The organism is Actinomadura sp. 3N508 (genome assembly GCF_044326375.1).
Taxonomy (GTDB): Bacteria; Actinomycetota; Actinomycetes; order Streptosporangiales; family Streptosporangiaceae; genus Spirillospora.
On record NZ_JBIRAX010000009.1, the window covers coordinates 93,925 to 118,305 of the forward strand.

At 71.7% G+C, this 24,381-nt stretch carries 24 protein-coding genes; 7 read left to right on the plus strand and 17 right to left on the minus strand.

Annotated elements, in window-relative coordinates:
- Nucleotides 1–16: 16 nt before the first annotated feature.
- On the plus strand, nt 17–1,036 hold the full coding sequence (locus ACH34S_RS28930) for a FecCD family ABC transporter permease (RefSeq protein WP_395955978.1): 1,020 nt from the start codon (nt 17–19) through the stop codon (nt 1,034–1,036).
- Nucleotides 1,033–1,848: an ABC transporter ATP-binding protein gene (locus ACH34S_RS28935; protein ID WP_395955979.1), complete on the plus strand. Its 816-nt coding sequence runs from the start codon at nt 1,033–1,035 to the stop codon at nt 1,846–1,848. Before ACH34S_RS28930 ends, ACH34S_RS28935 begins: the two co-directional genes overlap by 4 nt.
- Here ACH34S_RS28935 and ACH34S_RS28940 read toward each other — a convergent pair.
- From ACH34S_RS28940 to ACH34S_RS28970, 7 genes are all read right to left on the minus strand, one after another.
- Nucleotides 1,826–2,341 (minus strand): YbhB/YbcL family Raf kinase inhibitor-like protein, encoded by a 516-nt coding sequence (locus tag ACH34S_RS28940; RefSeq protein WP_395955980.1) that lies wholly within the window; start codon nt 2,339–2,341, stop codon nt 1,826–1,828. The two genes, ACH34S_RS28935 and ACH34S_RS28940, sit on opposite strands and share 23 nt — an antisense overlap.
- A gap of 55 nt (nt 2,342–2,396) precedes the next feature.
- Complete coding sequence (locus ACH34S_RS28945) at nt 2,397–3,278, minus strand: carbohydrate ABC transporter permease (protein ID WP_395955981.1); 882 nt, start codon at nt 3,276–3,278, stop codon at nt 2,397–2,399.
- Nucleotides 3,275–4,198: a carbohydrate ABC transporter permease gene (locus ACH34S_RS28950; RefSeq protein WP_395955982.1), complete on the minus strand. Its 924-nt coding sequence runs from the start codon at nt 4,196–4,198 to the stop codon at nt 3,275–3,277. The genes ACH34S_RS28945 and ACH34S_RS28950 overlap by 4 nt, the downstream gene beginning before the upstream one ends.
- Nucleotides 4,195–5,271: an ABC transporter ATP-binding protein gene (locus ACH34S_RS28955; protein WP_395955983.1), complete on the minus strand. Its 1,077-nt coding sequence runs from the start codon at nt 5,269–5,271 to the stop codon at nt 4,195–4,197. The genes ACH34S_RS28950 and ACH34S_RS28955 overlap by 4 nt, the downstream gene beginning before the upstream one ends.
- Nucleotides 5,272–5,280: 9 nt before the next feature.
- Entirely contained in the window at nt 5,281–6,615 is a 1,335-nt protein-coding gene (locus tag ACH34S_RS28960; RefSeq protein ID WP_395955984.1) for an ABC transporter substrate-binding protein, read from the minus strand.
- Nucleotides 6,616–6,873: 258 nt separating this feature from the next.
- Entirely contained in the window at nt 6,874–7,671 is a 798-nt protein-coding gene (locus ACH34S_RS28965) for an ABC transporter ATP-binding protein (protein WP_395955985.1), read from the minus strand.
- Complete coding sequence (locus tag ACH34S_RS28970) at nt 7,664–8,563, minus strand: ABC transporter permease (protein ID WP_395955986.1); 900 nt, start codon at nt 8,561–8,563, stop codon at nt 7,664–7,666. Before ACH34S_RS28970 ends, ACH34S_RS28965 begins: the two co-directional genes overlap by 8 nt.
- Before the next feature lie 209 nt (nt 8,564–8,772).
- Between ACH34S_RS28970 and ACH34S_RS28975 the strand changes: the two genes are divergently transcribed.
- From ACH34S_RS28975 to ACH34S_RS28990, 4 genes are all read left to right on the plus strand, one after another.
- On the plus strand, nt 8,773–10,341 hold the full coding sequence (locus ACH34S_RS28975; RefSeq protein WP_395955987.1) for a bifunctional phosphatase PAP2/diacylglycerol kinase family protein: 1,569 nt from the start codon (nt 8,773–8,775) through the stop codon (nt 10,339–10,341).
- A gap of 46 nt (nt 10,342–10,387) precedes the next feature.
- Entirely contained in the window at nt 10,388–10,624 is a 237-nt protein-coding gene (locus tag ACH34S_RS28980; protein WP_395955988.1) for a DUF6158 family protein, read from the plus strand.
- Nucleotides 10,625–10,768: 144 nt separating this feature from the next.
- Nucleotides 10,769–11,812 (plus strand): VanW family protein, encoded by a 1,044-nt coding sequence (locus tag ACH34S_RS28985; RefSeq protein ID WP_395955989.1) that lies wholly within the window; start codon nt 10,769–10,771, stop codon nt 11,810–11,812.
- Nucleotides 11,813–11,830: 18 nt separating this feature from the next.
- Complete coding sequence (locus ACH34S_RS28990) at nt 11,831–12,361, plus strand: YceI family protein (RefSeq protein WP_395955990.1); 531 nt, start codon at nt 11,831–11,833, stop codon at nt 12,359–12,361.
- Here the strand turns inward: ACH34S_RS28990 and ACH34S_RS28995 are convergent.
- The 10 genes from ACH34S_RS28995 to ACH34S_RS29040 form a co-directional block, all read right to left on the minus strand.
- On the minus strand, nt 12,345–13,112 hold the full coding sequence (locus ACH34S_RS28995) for a hypothetical protein (RefSeq protein ID WP_395955991.1): 768 nt from the start codon (nt 13,110–13,112) through the stop codon (nt 12,345–12,347). The genes ACH34S_RS28990 and ACH34S_RS28995 overlap by 17 nt on opposite strands.
- Complete coding sequence (locus tag ACH34S_RS29000; protein ID WP_395955992.1) at nt 13,109–14,230, minus strand: glycosyltransferase family 4 protein; 1,122 nt, start codon at nt 14,228–14,230, stop codon at nt 13,109–13,111. The genes ACH34S_RS28995 and ACH34S_RS29000 overlap by 4 nt, the downstream gene beginning before the upstream one ends.
- Nucleotides 14,230–14,583: a hypothetical protein gene (locus ACH34S_RS29005; RefSeq protein WP_395955993.1), complete on the minus strand. Its 354-nt coding sequence runs from the start codon at nt 14,581–14,583 to the stop codon at nt 14,230–14,232. The genes ACH34S_RS29000 and ACH34S_RS29005 overlap by 1 nt, the downstream gene beginning before the upstream one ends.
- Nucleotides 14,580–15,308: a hypothetical protein gene (locus ACH34S_RS29010; protein WP_395955994.1), complete on the minus strand. Its 729-nt coding sequence runs from the start codon at nt 15,306–15,308 to the stop codon at nt 14,580–14,582. The genes ACH34S_RS29005 and ACH34S_RS29010 overlap by 4 nt, the downstream gene beginning before the upstream one ends.
- A gap of 10 nt (nt 15,309–15,318) precedes the next feature.
- Nucleotides 15,319–16,482 (minus strand): glycosyltransferase family 4 protein, encoded by a 1,164-nt coding sequence (locus ACH34S_RS29015; RefSeq protein ID WP_395955995.1) that lies wholly within the window; start codon nt 16,480–16,482, stop codon nt 15,319–15,321.
- Nucleotides 16,479–17,468 carry an NAD-dependent epimerase/dehydratase family protein gene (locus tag ACH34S_RS29020; protein ID WP_395955996.1) on the minus strand — a complete coding sequence of 330 codons (990 nt, stop codon included), beginning with the start codon at nt 17,466–17,468 and terminating at the stop codon, nt 16,479–16,481. The genes ACH34S_RS29015 and ACH34S_RS29020 overlap by 4 nt, the downstream gene beginning before the upstream one ends.
- A 78-nt stretch (nt 17,469–17,546) precedes the next feature.
- The gene (locus ACH34S_RS29025; RefSeq protein WP_395955998.1) at nt 17,547–18,389 is read right to left on the minus strand and encodes an SAM-dependent methyltransferase; all 843 of its coding nucleotides are present in this window, start codon (nt 18,387–18,389) and stop codon (nt 17,547–17,549) included.
- Nucleotides 18,390–18,428: 39 nt separating this feature from the next.
- Nucleotides 18,429–20,072 (minus strand): ABC-F family ATP-binding cassette domain-containing protein, encoded by a 1,644-nt coding sequence (locus tag ACH34S_RS29030; protein WP_395955999.1) that lies wholly within the window; start codon nt 20,070–20,072, stop codon nt 18,429–18,431.
- A 68-nt stretch (nt 20,073–20,140) separates the two neighbouring features.
- Complete coding sequence (locus ACH34S_RS29035; RefSeq protein ID WP_395956000.1) at nt 20,141–21,058, minus strand: DUF4429 domain-containing protein; 918 nt, start codon at nt 21,056–21,058, stop codon at nt 20,141–20,143.
- Between the two features lie 43 nt (nt 21,059–21,101).
- Nucleotides 21,102–22,796, minus strand: coding sequence for a proline--tRNA ligase (locus tag ACH34S_RS29040; RefSeq protein WP_395956001.1), 1,695 nt, complete (start codon nt 22,794–22,796; stop codon nt 21,102–21,104).
- A 76-nt stretch (nt 22,797–22,872) separates the two neighbouring features.
- Between ACH34S_RS29040 and proS the strand changes: the two genes are divergently transcribed.
- The gene (gene proS, locus ACH34S_RS29045; RefSeq protein WP_395956002.1) at nt 22,873–24,321 is read left to right on the plus strand and encodes a proline--tRNA ligase; all 1,449 of its coding nucleotides are present in this window, start codon (nt 22,873–22,875) and stop codon (nt 24,319–24,321) included.
- Nucleotides 24,322–24,381: the final 60 nt, after the last annotated feature.

The window sequence follows — 24,381 nt, forward strand, 5'->3', positions numbered from 1 at the left end:
CCCACAACGAGCAGGCGTGAGCGTGCTGGTGATTCGTGCGGGGCGGGTGTCCGCGCTGATCGAGCGGCGGACCATGGTGGCGACGGTCGTGCTGGCCTGCCTCGCCCTGGCGCTGGCGTTCGTCGCGCTCTGCCGTGGGGACTCCTGGGACCCGCCCGGTGAGGTTCTCGCCGGGCTCTTCGGATACGGGGACTCGGCGCTGGTCGTCCAGGAGTGGCGGCTGCCTCGGGTGGCCGGGGCGCTGGTCTTCGGCGCGGCGCTCGGCACCGCCGGGGCGATCTTCCAGAACGTGACCCGCAACGCGCTCGGCAGCCCCGACGTGATCGGCCTGGACGCCGGCGCCTACACCGGCGTGCTGATCGCGATCACCGTGTTCGGCGGGACGGCGGTGGGCCTCGCCGCCGGTTCGCTGGCGGGCGGGCTCGCCTCGGCCGCCGCCGTCTACGTGCTGTCGCTGCGGTCCGGGCTCAGCGGCCTGCGGCTCGTCGTCATCGGGATCGCGGTGAACGCCATGCTGACCGCGCTCAACCAGTGGATCGTGCTCCGTGCCCAGCTGGAGGTGGCGACCGCCGCGACCGCGTGGAACGCGGGCTCCCTGAACGGCCTGGACTGGGGCGAGGTCCGCCTCCCGTTCCTCATCCTCGCGGCGCTTGCGCTGCTGGCGGCCGTCCTGTCCCGGACGACGGGGCAGGCCGCGCTCGGCGACGACATCGCCGCGGCGTCGGGGGTGGCGCTGAACCGGTACCGGCTGTTGATCATCCTGGCGGGCGTGGGCCTCACCGCGACGGTCACGTCCGCGGCCGGGCCGATCGTGTTCGTCGCGCTCGCCGCGCCGCAGATCGGCCGCCGGGTCGCGGGCGCCGCCGGGACACCGGCGCTGCCCGCCGCGCTGACCGGGGCGCTGCTGCTCCTCGCCGCCGACCTCGCCGCCCAGACGGTGGTGGCCCCCGTCCAGCTGCCGGTCGGGGTCGTCTCGACGGTGATCGGCGGCGGTTATCTGTGCTGGCTCCTGATCATGGAGATGAGACGGTCGTGAACGGACGCCTTACCGCAGCCGACGTCACCCTCGCCTACGGCGACCGGGTCGTGTCGACGAACCTGACCGTCGATGTTCCGGATGGTGCCTTCACGGCTGTGGTCGGCGCCAACGCGTGCGGCAAGTCGACGCTGCTGCGCTCGTTCGCCCGGCTGCTCGCGCCGTCGTCCGGGCACATCGCGTTCGACGGGCGGGACGTCCGCGGCTACCGGCCGAAGGCCATCGCCAAGGAGATCGCGTTCCTGCCGCAGGGCCTCGTCGCGCCGGAGAACATCGCGGTGCGGCAGCTCGTCGCGCGGGGGCGGTACCCGCACCAGACGCTGCTGTCCACCTGGTCCCGCGAGGACGAGCGGGCCGTGACGGCGGCGATGGCGGCGGCCGGTGTCACCGACCTCGCCGAACGGCCGGTGGAGGCGCTGTCCGGCGGGCAGCGGCAGCGGGCGTGGATCGCGATGGTGCTCGCGCAGGAGACGCCCTACCTGCTGCTGGACGAGCCCACCACGTTCCTCGACATCACCCACCAGTACCAGCTCCTCGCGCTGCTGGCCCGGCTGCGCGACGAGGGCCGGACGATCATCGCGGTGCTGCACGACATCAACCAGGCGTGCCGGTTCGCCGACCACATCGTCGCGATGCGGGACGGGCGGGTCGTCGCCGCCGGGGCGCCCGCCGACATCGTCGACGCCGACCTGATCAAGGAGGTGTTCGACCTGTCGTGCATCGTCGCGCCCGACCCGGTCACCGGCACCCCGATGATCGTCCCGACCGAGGAGTACGCGGGGCTGCCCGTCAGGTGCCGTACACGGGGATGATCGACGCGCGGGCGAGGGTGTGGGCGGTGAGGTTGAACCCCACCGCGGCCGGGGGCGTGTCGGAGTCGATGCCGAGCGACTCGACGTCCAGGGCGTGGACGGTGAACACGTAGCGGTGCGGGTCGCCGGGCGGCGGGGCGGCGCCGCCGAACGCCTTCGTCCCGTAGTCGTTGCGCGCCTGGATGCCGATCTTGGTGTCCTCCGCGCCGGCGCCGGTGGGCAGCTCCGTCACGTCCGCCGGGATGTCGAACAGCGACCAGTGCCAGAAGCCGCTGCCGGTGGGGGCGTCCGGGTCGAAGCACGTCACCGCGAAGCTCCTGGTCTCGGCGGGGAACCCCGACCAGCTCAGCTGCGGGGACTCGTTGCCGCCGCCGAGGCCGCTGTACACGTGCCGGTCCGCGAGGCGCTCGCCGTCGGCGACGTCCTCGCTGGTCACGGTGAACGACGGGACTTCGGGCAGGAACTCGTGCGGAAGCGGCGGCTTGCCGGCCATGGCGGCCCTCCTACATCGGATCGGCTGTGTGCTCCTCCATCTCTATCAGGGGAGATCAGGTCTTGACGGCGCCCATGGTGAACCCGGTGACGAACCGGTCCAGGAACAGGTTGAACAGGAACGCGATCGGCACCGCCGTGATCACCGTGGACGCCTGCAGCGACTGCCAGAAGAACACGTCCCCGCGGATCAGCTGCGTCGGGACGCCGGTGCTGACCACCATCTCCGGGCTCGCCGACACGAACGCCAGCGCGTACACGAACTCGCTGGCCGTCAGCGTGAAGCTGAACACCACGACCGCGACGATCCCCGGGAACACCAGCGGCAGGACGGCCCGCAGGAACGCGCCGAGGCGGCTGTAGCCGTCCACCATGGCCTGCTCCTCGACGTCCTTCGGGACGGCCTTCAGGAACCCGATCAGCAGCCACACCGACACCGGGACGGTGATCGTCGGATAGACGACGATCATCGACCAGAGCGTGTCCTCCAGACGCAGCCACACCACGACGCGGGTCAGCGACAGGAACAGCAGCGACGGCGGCACCAGATAGACCAGGAAGATCGCGATGCCCATCGGGGTGCCCCACGGGCGGTCGAGGCGCGCGAGCGAGTACGCCGCCGGGAGCGACAGCGCCAGCGTGATCGCCACGACGGCCGCGCCGACGATCAGCGTGTTCACCACGAACGTCAGGAACGGAGTGTCGGTGAACAGGAACGTCACATGGTCGGGCGTCGCGGGTTTGTTGTAGAAGAACGGGTTGCTTTCGGGGTTGTAGAGGTCCTGGTTCTGCTTGAACGCGCTGACGACGCTCCAGAGGAACGGCATCGCGCACACCAGCGCCGCCAGGATCGCCGCCCCGTACACGCCGCAGCGTGCGGCCACGTGGCGGCGCGCGTACCGCTTCCGGAGCGCTTCGACTTGGATCGCCGTGGTCATCTGGCCTCCAGCCGCCGGACGGCCCGCAGGATCGCCACCGCGCCTGCCAGCAGCAGCGGGAACAGGAACAGCGCGATCGCCGCGCCCTGGCCGACGTCGCCGCCCTCGATGCCGCGGAAGTACGCCCACGACGCGAGCACGTCCGTCGAATGGGTCGGGCCGCCGCGGGTCAGCACGTACGGGACGGTCATGTCCGTGAACGTCATGATCGCGCCGAACAGCCCGGCGACCGCGATCACCGGCAGCGTCAGCGGGATCGTCACCTCGAGCATCCGCCGCCAGAACCCGGCGCCGTCGATCCGCGCCGCCTCGTCGATGTCGCGGGGGATCGCGACCAGCCCCGCCATCACGATCACCGCGGCCAGCGGCGTCAGCCGCCACACCTGCACCGCGATCACCGACGCCATCGCCGTGCCCGGACGGCCCAGCCACACGACGTTCGCGTCGATCAGCCCGAGGTTGCGCAGTACCCAGTCGAGCGGCGAGAAGATCGAGTCCAGGAACCACAGCCATGACACGGTCGAGAGGGCCACCGGGGTCGTCCACGGCAGCAGCACCAGGAACCGGACGAACCACTTGCCGTGGAAGTCCGCGACCAGGATGTTCGCGAGGATCTTCCCGAACACCACGATCAGCACCATGCTGACCACCGTGAAGAACAGCGTGTTGCGCAGCGAGCGCCAGAACACGCCGTCGTCGAACACCTCGGCGAAGTTGCCGAACCCGACGAAGTCGAACGACGGGTCGCCGGTGGTGACGTCCGAGAACGCGAACGCGATCGCCAGCAGGAACGGGACGCCGACCAGCGCGACGATGTAGACCACCGACGGCAGCAGCATCACCCACGCGAGGAACCCGTCCCGGTCGGCGAGCCCGGCCCGCGAGCGCTCGGCCTCGCGCCCGGACTCGGCGGCGGTCACGGCGATTCCCCGAGCGGGACGGCCGCCGCGCGCTTCCCGTCGTCCGCGCCGAAGAACCGCAGCCGCTCGGACGGGACGGCAAACTCGCGGGTCTCCCCGGCCTCCAGCGGCGTGCCCACGGTGGCGGACAGCCGCGCGATGACGCGGGTCTCCTCGCCGATGCCCGTGACCGTCCCGTACACATGCCGGTCGCCCGACAGGTACTCCATCCGCTCCACCTGGAACGGCATCGTCACGCGCGCCTTCGCCTGGACGTTCTCCACCGGCAGCAGATGCTCCGGACGGAACCCCACCAGCCGCCCGTCCCGCTTGACGAGGTTCATCGGCGGTGACCCGATGAACGTCGCCACGAACGTGTCGGCCGGGTCGTCGTAGACCTCCTGCGGCGTCCCGACCTGCCGGACGCGGCCGTGCTCCAGCACCGCGATCCGGTCGCCGAGGCCCATCGCCTCCGCCTGGTCGTGCGTGACGTAGATCGTCGTGGTGCCGACGCGCTCCTGGAAGCGTTTCAGCTCGTCGCGGGCCGTGGCGCGCATCTTCGCGTCGAGGTTCGACAGCGGCTCGTCCAGCAGGAACACCGCCGGGTCGCGGACCAGCGCCCGCGCCAGCGCCACCCGCTGCCGCTCGCCGCCCGACAGCTGGCGCGGCTTGCGGCGCAGCAGCGGCTGGATGTCCAGGAGTTCGGCGGCCCATTTCGCCTTGCGGTCGCGCTCGTCCTTGGGCATGCCCTCCGCGCGGAGCGGGAAGACGATGTTGTCCATCACCGTCTTGTGCGGGTACAGCGCGTACGACTGGAAAACCATCGCGATCTGCCGCACGCGCGGCGGCAGCCCGTTCACGACGTTCCCGCCGATCAGCACCTCGCCCTCGGTCGGCTGCTCCAGGCCCGCGATCGTGCGCAGCAGCGTCGTCTTCCCGCACCCGGACGGCCCGAGCAGCACCAGGTACTCCCCCGGCTCGGCCGCCAGATCGACCCCGTCCAGCGCCCGCACTTGGTCAGAACGCCCGCGCCGCCGGGCCCGCACCTGCCCGTCGAAGGTCTTGACCAGGCCCTTCACCTCTACGGTGTTCATAGGCCGGCCTCAACCGCCGACGAGACCGCGGGAACGCCAGTTCCTGAAGATCGCGTTGACGCGCCCCTCCGCCTCCGCGACCGCCTGCCGCGCGGACGTCTGGCCGCGGGCGGCGCGGCCGAACATCGTCGGCAGCACGTTGGTGTTGAAGATCTCGCCGATCGCCGGGTTGGACGGGCCCGGATAGCCGATGTTCGCGCTCCACGACGTCGCCGTCTTCAGCAGGCTCAGCTTGTTCGCGGGCTTCGCGCCCCACGGGTCGTTGTCGAGCCAGCCGTTCAGCTGCGGGACGAGCGACGGCCACCCCGGCAGGTCGTACAGCTCGGAGTGGAACGTCACGGCGGGGAAGTTCGCCGTGTAGTGCAGCAGGAACTCCTTCGCCGCGTCCGCGTTCCCCGCGTACTTCGGGACGACCCACTGCTGGATGACGTGCTGCGCCGCCAGCGCCGCCTTCGGCCCGCGCAGCGCGGGCACGAAGAAGATGTCGTCGCCGATCTTCCGGTTGGTGCCCATCGCGGTGCGCCACGCCGAGATCGAGTTCAGGATGTACGACGACTTCCCGGCGATGAGGGCCTGGTTGTTGGACGCCGGCGTCCAGGAGAAGACCTCGCTGGTCTCGGCCTCCTTGAACAGCCGGGTCATGTACTCCACGGCCGCGACGGTCGCGTCGGAGTTGAGGACGACCCGCTCGTTCTCGTCCTGGACGGCGCCGCCGAACGACCACAGCAGCGCCCGCGCCGCCATGTTCGAGTCGGTCTCCGGGGACAGCCCGATCCCGCACGGCACGCCCGTCTGCTTCTTGATCTCGGCCGCGCCGCGGAGCAGGTCGTCCCAGCTCGCCGGGCCGTTCGGCATCCCGACCTTCTCCCACATCGACTTGCGGAAGTCACCGGGGTCGGGCGACCAGCCGGGGCAGTAGCAGTAGAACCGCCTGGTGTTGGGGTTGTAGCTCGACTTGCGGCACAGTTCGAGCTGCTGCCCCCACCGCCGGTTCGCCTCCTGGACGACGTCGGTCAGGTCGAGCACGGACGGCTCGTACTGCGAGAACGGCGCGATGTGCTGGATGAGGTCGTGGCCGCGTCCCGCCTGGATCTCGGACGCGGCACGGCGCGGGACGTCCACCGTGTTGATGTGGTCGACGCGGACCTCCACGCCGACCTTCTTGCCCCAGTCGGCCACGAACTTGTCGAACCACTTGTCGTGCCGGGGCACGAAGTGGCTCCACATCAGGATGCTGAGGGAGCCGCTGAGCTTCTTCGCGGGGGCGGTGAACACCTCCTTCGGAGCGTTCCCGCTGTTCTTCGCCTGCGGCCCGCTCGTTTCGCTGGCGCAGCCCGCCAGCACACCGTACGCACCTGCCGCGAGCGCTGTGGAGGAAAGGAAGCCTCGTCTGCTGAACCCGACGGAGTCGGGCCGGGGGGTGTGGGGGGTCGTCCCCCCTCGGGGAGTACTGAACCGGTCGGCCATGAGGGAGCCTCCGTCGCCGTGGGTCTCCCTCGAAGGTAGATCGGCGAGGCCGTCTCATCCAGAGACGATCAGGTAACTCTGCGTCACTGTGACCTCTCCGGTCACAGGAGGCCCTCTACTTGCCGGTGGCCCGCTCTACTTGCCGGTGGCTTCGGTGTAGGCGGCGATGACCTCTTCGGGGTCGCCGTCCATGCGCAACCGGCCCTCTTCGATCCAGATGACGCGGTCGCATATCTCCTTGACCGTGTCGAGCTGGTGCGCCACCAGGAACACCGCGCCGGCCTCGTTGCGCAGCTCGTCGACGCGGCGCTTGCTCTTGACCCGGAACTTGGCGTCGCCGGTGGCGAGGGCCTCGTCGATCAGCAGCACGTCGTGGGTCTTGGCCGCGGCGATCGCGAACCTGAGCCGGGCGCCCATGCCGGACGAGTACGTCCGCATGGGGTACTGGATGAAGCCCTCCTTGAGCCCGGCGAAGTCGACGATCTTGTCGTACCGGGCCTTGACCTCCGCCGGGGACATGCCCATCGCGAGGCAGCCGAGGACGATGTTGCGCTCGCCGGTGAGGTCCTTCATCAGGGCCGCGTTCACGCCCAGCAGGGACGGCTGGCCGTCGGTGTAGACGCCGCCGCGGTGCGGGGGCAGCAGCCCGGCGATGGCCTTCAGCAGCGTCGACTTGCCGGAGCCGTTGCTGCCGATGATCCCGACGGCCTCGCCCCGGTAGACCACGAACGACAGGCCCTTGATCGCGTGGACCTCCGTCATGGACGGGCGGTGCTGGCGCCGGAGGACGCGCCGGAAGGCCGACGCCGCGTTGCCCTTGCCGCCCGCGCCGTACACGCGGTACACGATGTGCAGGTCGTCGACGACGACGATCGGCTCCCGCTCGGGGTCGACCAGCTCGGCGCCGCGGACCTTCGTGTCGGTGTCAGCCACGGCCGTATCGCTCCTCGGCTCTGTAGAAGTACATGAACCCGCCGACCAGCATGACCACGGCCCAGACGATGGCGGCGAGCCACAGCTGCCCGGCCTCGTTCAGGTGGAGGTCGTTGGTGACGTGGTCGCGGTACCTGCTCAGCAGCACGTACCTGCTCAGCTCGATGAACACGTACGCCGGGTTGAGCTGCATCAGCTCGCTGAGGATGGGGTAGTCGGCGAGCTTGGTCTGCTTGATCAGCGCGGGCAGGCTGAAGATCACGCCGGAGGTGTAGAGCCAGGTCCGCATCACGAACGGCAGGAGCTGGGTGATGTCGCGGTTGAACGCGCCGAGCCGGGCCATCACCATGCTGATGCCCACGTTGAACATGAGCTGGAGCATCATCACCGGCACGAACAGCAGCATCTGGAAGGTCGGCGCCTCACCGAACGCGAAGATGATCGCGAACAGCACGACCAGCGCCATGAGCAGTTGCTGGAGCTCGACGACGGCGATCGCCAGCGGCAGCGTCGCCCGCGGGAAGTGCAGCGCCCGGATCAGCGACAGGTTGTCGCCGACGGACTTCGCGCCCGAGGTCACGGACCGCTGGGTGAAGCCGAACAGGAAGACACCGGTCACCAGGAACGGGACGAAACCGGGAATGCCGCGGTCGGTGCCCAGCAGCAGCCCGAAGATCAGGTAGTACACCGCGGCGTTCAGCAGCGGCGTCAGCAGCTGCCATACCTGGCCCAGCCGCGAGTCGCTGTACATCGAGATGTTCTTGGCGGACGCGAATGCCCAGATGAAGTTCCGCCGGGCCCACACACTCTGGAGGTATTTGCGCAGCGGGGGGCGCGCGGCGCTCTGCCTCAGCCCGTGGCGGGCGGCGTAGTCGGCTAGCGTCTCGTTCACGTGAGGAGGCTCCGCGATCGTTCCGACCGACTCGCCACCCGGGGAACCGAGCCGTTCCGGGTGACTCATGCGCCGAAGCCTATTGCAGTCACTGAGTCGTGCGTGACGTTCGCCCGCATGTGACCCCCGATTTGAGATCTTTACGGAATCATGTCGGCGTCCCTGGGGATACCCGGGGCATGCGCGTCAACCATTCACGGCGTATCGCCATGCGGTCACGGACCGTGCTGCCGAGGCGCCGCGAGGCGGTGCCGGAACCACGATACGACCTGCTGCGCAGGCTCGGGCGGGCGGACCGGTGGGCGTTCGACCGGGTGGCGGCGGCGCGGCTGCGCGGGCTGGAGTACGTCCTGCCGCGGCTGTCGCGGTTCGCCGACCACGGGGTGCTGTGGTTCACGGCGGCGGGCGTGCTGGGCGCCACCGGACGGCCCCGGCTGCGGCGCGCGGCGCTGCGCGGCTCGATCGCGATCGCGGTGGCGAGCCCGGCGGTGAACGTCCTCGGCAAGCAGGCGTTCCGGCGCAAGCGTCCCGTGGTGGACCTGGTGCCGCCGATCCGGATCAGGTGGAAGCTGCCGACCTCGCACGCGTTCCCGTCGGGGCATTCGGCGTCGGCCGCCGCGTTCGCGGCCGGGGTCGCGCTGGAGGCGCCGCGCCGGGTGGCCGCGCCGGTCGCGGTCACGGCGGCGGCGGTCGCGTTCTCCCGCGTCTACACCGGCGCGCACTACCCGGGCGACGTGCTGGCCGGGGCCGGGATCGGCGCGCTCGCCGCGCTCGGGACGCGCCTGGCCTGGCCGGCCCGCCCTCCGGTGGCCCAGGTGGCGCGGGCCGAGGACAGAGCGGACGCGGTCGCCGCTGACGGGACCGGCCTGGTCGCGGTCGTGAATCCGGGGTCGGGAGCCTCCGGCGGCGCGACCGCCGCGTTCCTGCCCGGCCGTCCGGAGCTGGCGATCGAGCTGCTGGAGCGGGAGCTGCCCGCGGCGGAGATCGTCCGGCTCGGACCGGACGAGGACGCCGACAAGGTGCTCGACGAGGCCGCCGGGCGGGCCGCGGCGCTCGCCGTGATCGGCGGGGACGGCACCGTGAACGCGGGCGCGCGGGCCGCGCTGGAGCACGGGGTGCCGCTGCTCGTCGTCCCGACCGGGACGTTCGACCATTTCGCGCGGGCGATCGGCGTCGAGTCGGCGGCGGAGGCGATCGCGGCGTACCGGTCCGGGCGGACCGGCCGCGTGGACGTGTCCTACGTCACCCCCGTCGCCGGGGACCCGGCGGGCGAGGAGCGGCTGTTCCTCAACACGGCGAGTCTTGGCGCTTACACGGAGCTGGTCGTCCGGCGGGAGCGGCTGGAGAAGCGGATCGGGAAGTGGCCCGCGCTCGCGGTCGCCGCCGTCCGGACGCTGCGGCACTCCGAACCGGTCGAGCTGACCGTGGACGGCCGGGAGCTCCGCGTCTGGCTGGCGTTCGTCGGCAACTGCGGCTACGGCTCGCGCGGCGCCGCGCCCACCTGGCGGGACCGGCTCGACGACGGGTGGCTCGACGTCCGGATGATCGCGACCGGGCGCCGCAGCCCCCGCGTCCGGGCGGTCGCCGCCGTCCTGGCCGGGCACCTGCGCGTCATCCCCGGGTACCGCGCGTGGCGGGCGACCGGGCTGGAGGTGGTGTCCCGGTCCGGGGACCTGCGGCTGGCGCGCGACGGCGAGGTGTCGTCCCTGCCCGCGGCGGTGCGGTTCGGCAAGCACGCCGGGGCCCTCGCCGTGTTCACGCCGGTCGCCGCCGGGTAGGGGACGGGCGCCCACGAAGGCCCTTGGCGGAGGGAGCGGACAGACAATGACGAGTGACGGCACCATGCTGGGCGTCGACCCCGGCGACCTCACGGACGACGACCTGTTCCGCGAACTCGGCCACCTGTACGCGACGCGGCTGGACGCGCTCAGGCACGCCGCCGCCCAGGCCTACGGAGAGCACACGCGGCGGATGAACCAGCTCGAAGCCGAGTATCTGCGGAGGTTCCCGGGCCGCGAGATCGACCCCGAACGGCTCCGCGACGGCGCCCGCGCCCGCTGACGGTTTCCGGCCTCCCTAGCCCGCCGCGGTCCCGGCTTCGTTCTGGTCCGGGTCTTCTTCGGGTAAAGACGCGAACGTCGGCGGTGGGGCCGGGGCAGCCTCCGTTGGAGGATCCCGTTTGGGAATCTTCGGGGGGTGTGATCTGTGGGGCGGACCCGGCCCGGCCGGAAGGGACCCGGCCGGAGGAAACCCGGCGGCAGGGGACAAGGCAGAGGACAAGGACGAAGGAGGCTCGGCGGCAGGCGCCTCGGCGGCAGGTGGCTCGGCAGCAGACGGCTCGGGGGTCGGAGGCTCGGCGGGCGGCGGGCCGGTCGCAGGCGGCGGCGTCCGGGGCACCGCCAGCCGGAGCTGCGCGGATGCGTCCGGCGGTGGTGGCCGATCGTCGCGGGCGCGCTGGCGACGACCGGGCTGCTGCTCGGCGCTTACCTGTGGGCTCCGCGCGATCCCGGCACGTCCGCGCGGCTGGCCGTCATCGGCGCGCACCCGCCCGCGCGGCCCTTACCGAAGAACATCGTGCCGTACCGGCCGCCGTCCGTGCGGCCGATGAGCAGCTTCACCACCCGGTTCAAGCCGGGCGAGCCCCGGGTGCGCAACATCGAGATCGCCGCCCGCATCCTGGACGGCCACATCGTCGCTCCCGGCACGACGTTCTCCTTCAACGCCGTCGTCGGCCCGCGGACCGAGAGCCGCGGCTACGTGCCCGCGCCCGCCATCGTCGGGCCGCGCCTGGTGAACGACGTCGGCGGCGGCATCTGCCAGGTTTCCGCGACCTTGTTCAACGCCGTGTTCCGCGCGGGCCTGGACATCCGGAAGGCGCACGCGCACAGCATGTACATGCCGGAATACCCGGCGGGGCGGGAGGTCGCCGTGTCGTACCCGGGCCTGGATTTCACCTGGCGGAACGACACGGGACGTCCTGTGCGGCTGCGGCTCTCGTCGACGGCGTCGTCGCTGACCGTCAGCCTGTACGGCGAGCGCCGGTACCAGGTGCGGTCGAAGACGTCCGAGCGGTACGGGTTCGTGCCGTACACGACGGGTGTCGGGCGGGGACCGAAATGCGTGGCGACCGCCGGTCGCCGGGGCTTCGAGATCGACGTGTGGCGGACGCTGCTGCTGCACGGCCGCAAGGTCCGCCGGGAGAGGTTCCACACCGAATACCGGCCCCAGCCGAAGGTGAGATGCGTCTGAGCGTGCGATGGTGAAGGCATGGCGGTACGAGAGGGAACCTACGAGCTGGGGCCGGACGACGGCACGCTGCTGGTCAGGACGGGCCGCAGCGGGCTCGGCCGCCGCGCCGGCCACGACCTGACCATCGAGGCCACGCGCTGGACGGCGGCCGTCGAGGCCCGCGAGCCGCTGGACGCGTCGTCGGTCAAGGTCACCGTGGAGCTGGACGGGCTGAAGGTCCGCGAGGGCACCGGGGGCGTCAAGCCGCTCACCGGGCAGGACCGCGCGGAGATCGAGAAGACCCTGCGCGAGGTGCTCGCCGCCCGCTCCTATCCGGAGATCGTCTTCACCTCGGCGGCCATCGGCGAGGACGTGATCGAGGGCGACCTGGCGATCATGGGGCGGGTGAAGCCGGTCCGCGTGAAGGCCGCCCTGGAAGGCGGCCGGGTGCGCGGCGGCGTCACGGTGACGCAGAGCCGGTGGGGCGTCAAGCCGTACTCGGCGTTCTTCGGCGCGCTCCGGCTCGCCGACGACGTCGAGATCGAGTTCGACATCACCCTTCCCGCGTGACGCGGGCGGCGCGGGCGAACTGGTCGTCGAAGCTGCGGGGGAACGGCAGCACGCGGTGGATGCCCCGCCAGGGCGCGAACTGCCGGACGGCGTTGAACCCTGCGGCGGTCACGATGCGTTCGACGTTCGGGCCAGGCAGGCCCGCGGGATAGGCGTCCAGGTACGCGACGCCTGGGGGCAGACCGTCCGGCTTGTGCGGCGACACCAGCGTCATCGGCGGACGGACGCCCTCGACGACCGCCGTATCGCGGGCATAGGCGACGAGTTCGAGCGTCTCGGCGTCGGGCCCGCTGTGGACGATGAGCCAGCCGTACACGTCCAGCGGCTCCGATGGGGGATCGGTGAGCGTCAGGGGCGTGACCTGCTCTGAGACCGTGTCCAGGTAGGCGGCGTGCGCCGGGGCCAGCGGTTCGAGGACGAACGTGCGGTCGAAGCGCGGCGGGACGGCGGGGAGGAGCGGCTGGTAGGCGTCCCAGCGCAGCAGCCGCGCGAGGTGCGTGACCCTTGGGCCGGGAGGGATGCGCGCCAGGTCGCCTTTCAGCCCGGCGGGGAAGGCGTCGATGATCACCTCGTCCGCGTCGGCGACATCCAGGGACGAGACGATGCGCCAGCCGCCGGTGACGCGCGGGTCGGCCGCGTAGGGGGAGGCCGTCACCACGGTCACGGGGCCGTCCAGCCCCAGGGTGTGCAGGACGGACCGGAGCCTCGTCAGGTGCCCCAGCCCGTCACCGGCCGCGTAGCAGGCGATCAACGCGCGGAGCCGAGGACGGCGAGGTAACCGGCGGTCTCGGCGGCGGGCGTGAAGTCGCGGCGGATGCGCTCCGCCCCGGCGGCGCCGAGCTTCGCGAGTTCCGCGTCCCCGGCCCGTGCCGCCCGGTCGATCGCGGCGCGGCAGGCGTGCGCGTCGCCCGCCGGGAACGTGAAGCCGATCTCGTCGTCGGCCACGTCCGCGAGGCCGCCCCCGTCCGAGGCGATCAGCGGCACGCCGAGGGCCGCCGCCTCCAGCGCCACGTTCGGCATCCCGTCGTAGAACGACGGCAGCGCGACCAGGTCGCAGCTCGCGTAGACGGCCGGGAGGTCGTAGCGGTCAAGGAACGGCAGGAACGAATGCGGGACGGTGTCCGCGCGCTCGGCCAGCCACTCCGTCACCGGCTCCTCGACCTCGCCGACCAGCAGCAGATGGAACGCCTCCGCGTGCCGGGACGCCTCCAGCGCGTCCAGGAAGAACCCGATGCCCTTCTTGACCTTGAGCTGCCCGATGAGGCCGATCGTGCGGCGGCCGGCCGCCACGTTCTCCGCCCGCCACGCCCGGCCCCGCTCCCGCTCGGACGGCAGGACCCGCCACTGCCCGGTGTCGACGCTGTTGGCCACGAACGTCACCGCCGCGTCCGGGGCCAGCGCGGTCACCAGCGGCGCGTGCGAGCGCGCGACGACGCACACGCGGGACGAGGCGCGCAGCGCGTCCGCCAGCACACCGCGCCGCCGCAGCGAGAACACGCCGACGTCGATGTCGTTGCCGCGCAGCAGCGTGACCAGCGGCGCGTCCAGCAGCGCGGACAGGACGGGCGCGGCGAGCGTCGCGTACACACCGCCGAACGCGACGACATGGGTGTAGCCGGTCAGGTCCTCCGCGGTGATCGTCGTCCACAGGCGGCGCAGGGCGTGCTCGGAGTCGTCGCCGAGCGGAGCGGAGATCAGGCGCCCGCCGTGCTCGCGGGTGACGCTCCACGGGCGGGCGCGGCGCGTCAGGTGCGCGACGTCGACCTCCACCCCGGCGCCGCGCAGCCCCCGCACGATCCGGTCGCACGACTGCGCCATGCCGCCCCGGCTCGGCGGGTAGTGCTCGGTGACCCACAGGACGCGGTGCATCAGCTGTCCACGAACCCGGTGTCGTCGTCGCCGCCCCAGTCGCCGCCGTGCGAGTAGTCGTCGCCCGGGTTGAACGCGCCACGGTCGTAGTCGTCGAACGACGAATACCAGTAGGCGTCGCCATAGGCGTGGGAGCTGCTCTGGTAGTAGCGGCGCCGGAATCCGCCCGTCCAGGCGGGGTCGTGCGGGTCGCGCGTCTCGTAGCCCTGGGCCGTGGCGCATTCGCTGCAGAGCGCGCCGTGCCCGGCGTGCGCGGCGCAGACGGGCCGCGCGCACTGCGGGCAGGAGGCGACGGCCGGCTGCCCGCAGCGTCCCAGGACGAAGAAGCCGGTGGTCACGGTGCAGCGGTTCATGAATTTCTCCCCATGGCCCGGCCCGGCGGCGTCCAGCGGAACGGCTCCGTCGACACGTGCAGGACCCGGTCGGTCAGCTCGGCCTCGGTGAGCGGCCCGCGGAGCTTGGCGTTCGCGCGGAAGATCATCCGCCGTCCCTGCCTGACCCGCACCTTGATCCAGGGCGGCGGCGGTGTGCCCGGGCGCTGGACGGCCGTGTCCTTCGCCAGCCGCCGGGTGACGCGCACCAGATGGACCGTCTTCGACTTCGTCTTGATCTTGATCTTGCCGCGCGGGTTCCGCTTGCGGCGCCGCCGGAACCGCACCCGGTCGGTGACCGACAGCTCCAGGACGCTGCCGTCCCGCAGCTCGGCCCGCATGCGCAGCCACGGGTCCATCGAGTACCACTGCGTCAACGACAGGACCGGCCGCTGGACCGGCAGGTCGTGCCGCGGCCCGGTCTTGTCCGGGGTCTCCGCGCCGCGCAGGTCGGCCGCGACCGACAGCACCCCGTTCGGCCCCATGTCGGACGCGAGCACCCGCAGCATCGGCACGAGGACGCCCGGCACCCGGTTCGGCAGCAGCCACCTCCGCCGCCGGATCTCGGTGCGGTGCCGCGCGAGGCTCTGGATCACCGGCTCCCACTCGTCGCGCCGCAGCGAGACCGTGAAGCCCCGCTCCAGGGTGAGCGCCTTGTGCAGCGGGTGGAACCGCTCGATGGCGGCCTTCTGCTTACGCCAGAACATGACGAACCACCTATCGATCCGACGGTGTGATCGTGCGGTAGACATCGGCCAGCAGCGCGCGTGAACGCGTCCAGGTGAGCTCCTGCTCGATGCGCTGCCGTGCTCTGCGGCCCATGGCGGCCGCCTCGTCCGGGTACTCCAGCAGGATCCGGACGGCCCTGGCCAGCTCGGCGGGACGGTCGGCCGGGACGAGCCGGCCGTGCTCCCCGTCCGCCATCAGCTCCCGCACCGCCGGAAGGTCGGAGGCCACCACCGGCACGCCCGCCGCCATGGACTCGATCACCTTCAGCGGCGCGCAGCCCTGGTCGAGGTTGCGGGCGCAGCCGGTCAGCGGCGCCACCGAGACCTCGGCGTGGGCGAGCCAGGCCGCGATCTCCCGGTGCGGCAGCATGAACCGCCAGTCGATCCGCCCGGCGACGCCGAGCCGCTCGGCCAGCCGCCGCGCCGGCTTCGCGCGCCGTTCCGGGACGGACGCGCAGATCACCAGCCGCAGCTCCGGCAGGTCGGCGAGCCGTGCGAACGCGCGCGTCAGGACGTCCAGGCCCTGCCAGGGCTGGAGCGCGCCGACGTACACGATGTAGCGGGCGGGCGCGTCGATGGGCCGTGGCGGCCTGTCGCGGATCTCGGCCCCGTTCGGCACGAGATGGATGTCGTCCTCCGGTACCCCGAACCGCCGGACCGCCGCGCCGATCACCCGCGACGGCACCACGACGACGTCGCTGCGCTCCAGGCAGAACCGCTCCAGCTCCCGGATCTTGTCGAGCGTCCTCGGCGCGGCCCACGGCCAGGTGTGCGCCATCTCGATGGACGGGAGGCCGTTGACCTCGTAGACGACCTTGTGGCGGCGGCCGTCGGCGATCGCCGGGAGCGCGCTCCACGGGTCCCGGACGTGGCAGACCTCCAGCGTGTCCCAGTGCGGCTCCAGATGGGCCGCGACCCAGCGCGAGAACGCCTCCGCCCGGTCGAGCAGGTTCGGGACCTGCGCGTCGAACCGGGCGATCTCCCGCGTCCCCTCCCGCTGGTAGCGCGGCAGGTCACCGCCGCCGATCACGCCGAGCAGCCCGCCGCCGAACCGGGTGAACAGCTCGTCGGCCATCTGCGCGATGTGCACGGCCGACCCCTTGCTGGACGGGAACCGGTCGAACGCGACATAGGCCGCCCGGTGCTTCATCATCCGACCCGCACCCCTTCGGCCCCCTGCTCGGTCCGCCGCCCGGCCCGCAGCCCGCGGTGCCAGGCGATCTGGTCGGCGAGGCCCGCCGCCAGCCCGGTCGTGGCCGTCCAGCCGAGCAGCTCGCGGGCACGGCCCGGGTCGGCCCACGTGCGCTCGGCGTCCCCGGCCACCGGCGTCTCCCGCCGGATCTCCGCCTGGACGCCCAGCACGCCGGTGAGCAGCTCGATCGCGTCCGTGACCGCCACCGGCTCGGCATGGCCGACGTTGACGGCGATCCCCGGCGGCAGCTCCTCGGCCGCCGCGACCAGCGTCGCCGCCACCACGTCCCCGACGTGGGTGAAGCTCCGCGAGCGCCGCCCGTCGCCGAACACGGGCAGCGGGCGGCCGTCCAGCGCCGCCTCCGCGAACCGGTGGAACGCCATGTCGGGCCGCTGCCGTGGCCCGTACACCGAGAAGTACCTGAGCAGGACGGTGCGCAGCCCGTCCCGCGCCGCCAGCCCCGCGAGCCGCTCCACCTCGACCTTGCTGACCGCGTACGGGCTCGCCGGGCTCAGCGGGTCGTCCTCCCGGTTCGGCCGCCGCCCCGCCGACCCGTACACCGACGAGCTCGACGCGACGATCACCCGGGGCCGGCGCCGCGCCGGGCGGTCCATGCAGGACGCGAGCAGCCGCCGCGTCGCCAGCACGTTGTCCCGTTCCGCGATGGCCCGTCCGGCGCCCCACGAGTCGCGGATGCCGGGCCGTCCCGCCAGGTGGACGACGACGTCCGCGGCGGCGACGGCGTCCAGGTCGTGCACCGCGAGGTCGAGTTCCGCCGCGACGACCCCCGGACGGGCCGCCACCTCGGCCCAGGTGCGGCGCGCCAGGTCCGGGGTGGATGATCGGCGGGGCGCGTCGACGGCGAGCACCTCGTGACCGGCGTGCGAGAACGCGTCGACCACATGGCTCCCGATGAACCCGGCCGCACCCGTGACAACCACCCGCACCCGGGCACCCTACCCATCGCCGTACCGATGTGGACAGGCTCGACCGTCCCTGGTCACACGGGACACCGCCCGGGCGCGCTAGCCCTTGCGCGCGACCGCGCCGTACCCGTGGACGTGCTCCGGCTCGTCGTCGCCCTCGTCGGGCCGCCACCGCGTGATGGTGACCAGGCCCGGCTCGACCATCTCCAGGCCCTCGAAGTAGCCGCCGAGCTGTTCGACGCTGCGCAGGTTGTAGGGCACGGTGCCCGACTCGGCGTACTTCTCGGTGCTGCGCCTGGCGGCCTCGGAGGTGTCGGTGCAGTCCCACAGGACGAGGAAGCTGCCCGAGGGCACGCCCGCCATCGTGTCGGCCACGACCTGCTTCGCGGTCGGGTAGTCCTGGCAGAACCCGAGCACGCCCATGAACATCACCGCGATCGGCTCTTTGAAGTTCAGCACGTTGGCGGCTTCGTCGAGGATCTTCTGCGGATCGTGGAAATCGGCGTCGAGGTACCCGGTGACGCCCTCGGGGGTCGTGCCGCGCATCAGGGCGCGTGCGTGGACGAGCACCATCGGGTCGTTGTCGACGTACACGATGCGGGAGTCGGACGCGGTCTGCTGGGCGACCTGATGGGTGTTGGACTCGGTCGGCAGCCCGGCCCCGATGTCCAGAAAGTTGCGGATCTTCTCCTCGGCGGCCAGGTAGCGCACGGTGCGGCTCAGGAACCTGCGGCCCTCCCTGGCCTGCTGGATGAGCTCGGGATTCACCGCCGTGGTGGCGTCCCCGACGATGCGGTCGACCTCGTAGTTGTCCTTGCCGCCGAGCCAGTAGTTCCACGTCCGTGCGGGGGAGGGGACGTCGGTCCGGAAGCGGGCCTGGGCGTCGTCGGGCAGGCCGGGAGGACGATCCGCCGGTGGAGTGCCGCCGGGGGGTCGGGGCATACTCGACTCCTCGCATCGTCGTGGCCGCCTCCGAAGATCCTACGACGGCCGTGTGACGCGGGCTTCATCCCATATTGGTTCGGCGGATTCATATACGGAGCCGTCCGCTCCGAAGACCAAGTAACGATCGAACGAACGAGCGAACCAGCGGTCGTGGGTAACGGACAATACGGTGCCTTCGTAGCTTTCCAGACCCTCCTGAAGGGCTTCGGCGCTGGCGAGATCGAGGTTGTCGGTGGGCTCGTCCAGAAGGAGCAGCGTGGCGCCGCCCAGTTCCAGCAGGAGGATCTGCAGCCGGGCCTGCTGACCACCGGAAAGGGTCTCGAAGGGCTGTTCCGCGCAGTGGTTGAGCTCGTAGCGGGTCAGGGCGTTCATCGCGTCGTTGCGGAGCCGGGCGTGCTCGGTCATGACGATCTCGCACGGGGTGCGTCCGGCCAGGTCGGGACGGGCGTGGGTCTGCGCGAACAGCCCCGGGACGACGCGGGCGCCCAGCCGGGCCCGGCCGGTGTGGGCGACCGGCGCGGCCGGGGTGGCGCCACGCGGAAGGGTCTCCGCGACGGCGGCGAGCAGCCGCAGGAAATGCGATTTCCCCGAGCCGTTGGACCCGAGCACCGCGACGCGCTCGCCATACCAGATCTCGGCGTCGAAGGGCTTCATGAGGCCGGTCAGCTCGACGCTCTCGCAGATCACCGAACGCTTTCCGGTACGCCCGCCACGCAGCCGCATCTTGAGGTTCTGGTCGCGGGGCGGAAGCTCCGGCGGCCCCGCTTCCTCGAACTTCCGAAGGCGGGTCTGGGCCGCACGGTACCGGGACGCGAAAGAGTCATTCGTCGTCGCCTTGTTGCGGAGCGTGTTGACCAGTTCCTTGAGTTTCGCGTGCTCCTCGTCCCAGCGCCGCCGCAGTTCCTCCAGGCGCTCGTTGCGGTCGCGGCGAGCGGCGGAATAGGTGGAGAAACGGCCGCCGTGAACCCACACCCGCGCCGCTTCAACGGTGACGATCCGATCGGCGGACCGGTCGAGCAGCTCCCGATCGTGCGACACCAGCAGCACGGTCTTGGACGTTTCCCGCAACCGTTCTTCGAGCCACCGCTTGGCGGGCACGTCCAGATAGTTGTCGGGCTCGTCCAGAAGAAGAACCTCGTCAGGGCCACGCAGCAGGGCTTCCAGAGCCAGGCGTTTCTGCTCACCGCCCGAAAGGGTGCGCACTTCGCGCCAACGGCACGAGTCGTAAGGGATGCCAAGAGCCGCGACGCAACAGGCGTCCCAGAGCACCTCGATCTCGTAGCCGCCCGCGTCGCCCCACCCGGCGAGGGCAGTGGCGTATCGCAGCTGGGTCGGCTCGTCGTCGCGCTCCATCATCGCGAGCTCCGCCGCCTCGACCGCCGCCGCGGCCTCCCGGACCCGGGGCGGCGCCACCGACAGGAGCAGATCGTGGACGGACGACTCGTCCCGCATCCCCCCGATGAACTGCCGCATCACGCCCAGCCCGCCGCTGTGCGCGACGGTCCCCGCCTGCGGCGCGACGTCCCCGGCGATCAGCCGCAGCAGCGTCGTCTTCCCGGCGCCGTTCGGCCCGATCAGCGCCGCGACGACACCGTCCCCGACGCGAAACGACACGTCATCGAGCAGGACGCGGCCGTCCGGCAGCATGTGACGAACGTGCCCGACCTCGACGTGTCCCACGGCGATCCCCCCTTCGACTCGTGCCGAGTCTGGGAAACTCCGGGCGGCCCGTCAAATGGTTTTCCGGCTCACATGCGCCGGAGAACGGCCTGCTTCGCGGCGGCGAATTCCTCTTCGGTGAGGATGCCTTCCTTGCGCAGATCGCCCAGTTCCCGCAGCCGCCGCAAGAGCGCGTCATGATCATCTGCAGGGGTTGTCCCAGGTTCTGGAGGCGAAGTAGCGTCGTCGTCCGCCGGCCGTTCGACCGCCGCCCGCTCGACCGCGTTCGGGAGCGAGTCGACCGCGTTCGGATGCGGGAGCCGCGCCACCACGGCGGCGGCGAGCGCGATGGCGGCGGCAGCCTCCTTCTTGAACCCCCACAGCATCACGCAGCGCGGGTCGAGGGTGGGCTCCGCCTCTTCGGCGCCGTCGTTCATCCGGAAACGCAGATGGCCGTTGTCCAGGCCGATCGCGGGATGCAGTTCCACGCTCGCGATTTCCCGCAGTGGCAACTGCTGGGGCCCGGCGTTCTTCTTGGCGGTCTCGGCCATCCAGTTCCACTCAAGCCGGACGGATTCGCCGTCGAACGCCGCCGATCCGTCGCCCCCGGACGCGCGGATCGGCACATCCGGCCCGGGAAGCAGATAGCGGTCGACCGGACCGTTGCCGACCTCTTCGATCAGCAGCGAATTCCGCACCTCGTCCACGAGGTATTCGGCGACCGACGTCCGGCTGCCCTCCACGTTCAGCCGGTACGGGTCGGACGATTCGTTCAGCGCGCCCGCGGCGGCCTGGAGCAGCGGGTCGGCGCCCTGCCGCAGCCGCGCGCGTACCACGCCGCCCTTGGGCCCCGACTCGACCGCGACCCCGGCAAGTCCCTCCAGCGGGATGGCCAGTTCCCCGAGCAGCCGCCGGAGCCGGTGCACGCCGCGTCCGTGGCCGGGCACGATGCGCAGAACTCCGCCGTCGAACGTCCAGGTGCCGTCGGTTCCGATGATCTCTGCCATGTCCTCTTCCCGATGGATCGACCCAGGTGCGGTCCGATCATTGTCAAGGACCGGCCAGGGACCGAACGTGGGGGACGACGGCGTCCAGCGGCATCTTCTCGGTCTCGCCGGTCACGCGGCTCGTGACCTCGGCGACGCCTTCGGCGAGGCCCCGGCGGCCGACGGTGACGCGGAACGGGATGCCGGTCAGCTCGGTGTCGCGGAACTTCACGCCCGCGCGCTCGGGACGGTCGTCGATCACCACTTCGACGCCCGCGGACGACAGCGCCGTGTATATGTCCTCGGCGGCCTTGGCCACGTCGGCGTCGTCCGACTGCGCGGCGACGACGGCGACCTGGAACGGGGCCACCGGCAGCGGCCAGACGATGCCGCGGTCGTCGTGGTGCGTCTCGACGATCGCGGCCATCGCGCGCTCGATCCCGATGCCGTAGCTGCCCATGATCACCGGTACGCGGCGGCCGTCCTGGGCCAGCACCTCGACGCCGAGGGCGCGGGCGTAGCGGTCGCCGAGCTTGAAGATGTGCCCGACCTCGATCGCGCGGCGGGTCTCCAGGGGCTCACCGCAGCGGACGCAGGGCTGGCCCGCCTCGACCTCGCGCAGGTCCGCCCACAGGCCGACGTCGATGTCGCGGCCGACGTCGACGCCGCGCAGGTGGACGTCGTCGGTGTTGGCGCCGGTGAACATGGCGCGGCGGTCGCGGAGCGCGTGATCTGCGAGCACGGGCAGGGACACGCCGACCGCGCCGAGGCTGCCGGGGAGCGCGCCGAGCGCGTCCCGGATCTCGGCCGGGTCGGCGGCGCGGACCTCGGCGGCGCCCGTCGCGTCCATGAGCTTCTGCTCGTTGAGCGGGTGGTCGCCGCGGAGCAGGACGAGAGTGAGGGTGCTGTCGAGGATGTAGACGAGCGTCTTGATCTGCCGGTCGGCAGGCGCGTCGTAGGCCAGCAGGTCTTCGATGGTGCGGACGCCGGGGGTGTCGAAGCGTTCGGGAGAGGGGAGCCCGGGGCCGTCGGACGCGGCGGGCAGTACGGACGTCGCGCGTTCGATGTTCGCCGCGTACCCGCAGGCCGGGCAGTGGACGACGACGTCCTCGCCGACGTCGGACGGGCACATGAACTCCGTCGAGCCGGACCCGCCCATCGTCCCGCTGGAGGCGTCGCACGGCAGCGCCGGGATGCCGAGCCGCTCGAAGATCCGCGTGTAGGCGCCGTGGTAGGCCTCGAACGAGGCGTCCAGGCCGGGACGGTCGATGTCGAAGCTGTAGGCGTCCTTCATGGTGAACTCGCGGGTCCGCATGAGGCCGCCCTTGGGGCGCGGCTCGTCCCGGAACTTCGTCTGGAACTGGTACCACTGCTGCGGGAGCTGCCGGTAGGAGTTCAGCTCGCGGGCGACCGTCGCGAAGATCTCCTCGTGCGTCATGCCGAGGGCGTGGTCGGCGCCGCGCCGGTCCTGGAGGCGGAACATCTCCTGGCCCATCAGCTCCCAGCGGCCCGAGCGCTTCCACGGCTCGGCCGGGTGCAGGGCCGGGAGCAGCATCTCCTGCGCGCCGATCGCGGCCATCTCCTGCCGCACGATCTCGATGATCTTGGCGCGGACGCGGACGGCCAGCGGCAGCAGCGAGTAGTGGCCGGCGGTGAGCTGCCGGACGTAACCCGCTCGCAGCAGCAGCCGGTGGCTCGGCGCGTCCGCCTCGGCGGGATCGTCACGGAGCGTGGGCGCGAACATCTGGGACCAGCGCATCACGCGAGGGTAGCGAAGCGTTCGTGAGCGGGTGAAACCGTTCGTACGGCACCGCGGCAGTCAGTACCCTGTGGCCGTGAGCCGAGAAGGTGTGACGCCGCAGAGCGAGGATTTCTCCGCCTGGTACAACGAGCTGGTCGTGCAGGCACAGCTCGTCGACCGCGGACCGGTTCGCGGCACGATGGTCATCCGGCCGTACGGGTACCGGGTGTGGGAGCTGCTCCAGGCCGATCTGGACCGGCGCATCAAGGACGCGGGGCACGACAACGCGTCCTTCCCGATGCTCATCCCGGAGTCCTACCTCAAGCGCGAGGCCGAGCACGTCGAGGGCTTCTCCCCGGAGCTGGCCGTCGTGACGCACGCGGGCGGCAAGGAGCTGGACGAGCCGCTGGTCATGCGGCCGACGTCCGAGACCGTCATCGGCGAGTACATGGCCAAGTGGATCGACTCGCACCGTGACCTGCCCCTGCTGCTGAACCAGTGGGCGAACGTCGTCCGCTGGGAGATGCGGCCCCGGCTGTTCCTGCGGACCACCGAGTTCCTCTGGCAGGAGGGCCACACCGCGCACATCGACGAAGACGACGCGATGCGCGAGGCGATGTGGGCCCTGGACGCCTACGCGGGCGTCTCCCGTGACCTCGCCGCCATGCCGGTCATCGCGGGGGAGAAGACCCCCGGCGAGCGGTTCGCGGGCGCCGTCCGCACGTACACGATCGAGGTCATGATGCGGGACGGCCGGGCCCTGCAGTCCGGCACGTCGCACTACCTCGGCACCAACTTCGCCAAGGCCTTCGAGATCCAGTACCAGGACGAGGCGGGCAAGCTGACCCTCGCGCACACCACGTCCTGGGGCATGAGCACCCGCATGCTCGGCGGCGTGGTCATGACGCACGGCGACGACAAGGGGCTCGTCCTGCCGCCGCGGCTCGCGCCGTACCAGGTCGTGATCGTCCCGATCGGGCGCAAGGAGCAGGGCGAGGAGGCCGCGGCGGAGGCCCGCAAGCTCGGCGCGGCGATCAAGTCGATGGGCATCCGCGTGCACGTCGACGACAACCGCCCGCAGCTCTCGCCCGGGTTCAAGTACAACGAGTGGGAGATGCGCGGCGTCCCGGTCCGGATCGAGCTGGGCAAGCGCGACATCGAGGCCGGGGTGGGCACGCTCGTCCGGCGGCTGCCGACCGTGGAGGGGCAGGGCAAGGAGCAGATCCCGCTGGAGAAGCTGCCCGAGCTGCTGCCCGGCATCCTCGCCGACTTCCAGGCGTTCCTGCTGGCCAGGGCCGAGCGGTTCCGCGACGACCACACCGCCGTCGTGGACGGCTGGGACGCCTTCACCGCGCAGGTCGCGACCGGCTGGGCGCGGGCGTTCCACTGCGGCGCCACCGCCTGCGAGGACGACATCAAGGCCGAGACCGCCGCGACGCCCCGGGTCATCCCGGCCGACGCGCCCGAGGAGACGGGCACGTGCGTGAAGTGCGGGCGGCCGTCCGACTACGGCAAGCGCGTCATCTTCGGCCGCGCCTACTGATCGCCCTGGACCGCTGAGCGACCCTTCGACCCTTCGACCCCTGGCCGCAACGGGGCACGG

Coding starts and splice junctions, on each gene's coding strand:
- ACH34S_RS29035 (WP_395956000.1), bottom strand. CDS start 21,058: ATGGCAGAGATCATCGGAACCGACGGCACCTGGACGTTCGACGGCGGA.
- ACH34S_RS29015 (WP_395955995.1), bottom strand. CDS start 16,482: ATGATGAAGCACCGGGCGGCCTATGTCGCGTTCGACCGGTTCCCGTCC.
- ACH34S_RS28990 (WP_395955990.1), top strand. CDS start 11,831: ATGGCGGTACGAGAGGGAACCTACGAGCTGGGGCCGGACGACGGCACG.
- ACH34S_RS29005 (WP_395955993.1), bottom strand. CDS start 14,583: ATGAACCGCTGCACCGTGACCACCGGCTTCTTCGTCCTGGGACGCTGC.
- ACH34S_RS29000 (WP_395955992.1), bottom strand. CDS start 14,230: ATGCACCGCGTCCTGTGGGTCACCGAGCACTACCCGCCGAGCCGGGGC.
- ACH34S_RS28945 (WP_395955981.1), bottom strand. CDS start 3,278: ATGACCACGGCGATCCAAGTCGAAGCGCTCCGGAAGCGGTACGCGCGC.
- ACH34S_RS28955 (WP_395955983.1), bottom strand. CDS start 5,271: ATGAACACCGTAGAGGTGAAGGGCCTGGTCAAGACCTTCGACGGGCAG.
- ACH34S_RS28980 (WP_395955988.1), top strand. CDS start 10,388: ATGACGAGTGACGGCACCATGCTGGGCGTCGACCCCGGCGACCTCACG.
- ACH34S_RS29025 (WP_395955998.1), bottom strand. CDS start 18,389: ATGCCCCGACCCCCCGGCGGCACTCCACCGGCGGATCGTCCTCCCGGC.
- ACH34S_RS28975 (WP_395955987.1), top strand. CDS start 8,773: ATGCGGTCACGGACCGTGCTGCCGAGGCGCCGCGAGGCGGTGCCGGAA.
- ACH34S_RS28940 (WP_395955980.1), bottom strand. CDS start 2,341: ATGGCCGGCAAGCCGCCGCTTCCGCACGAGTTCCTGCCCGAAGTCCCG.
- ACH34S_RS29040 (WP_395956001.1), bottom strand. CDS start 22,796: ATGCGCTGGTCCCAGATGTTCGCGCCCACGCTCCGTGACGATCCCGCC.
- ACH34S_RS29010 (WP_395955994.1), bottom strand. CDS start 15,308: ATGTTCTGGCGTAAGCAGAAGGCCGCCATCGAGCGGTTCCACCCGCTG.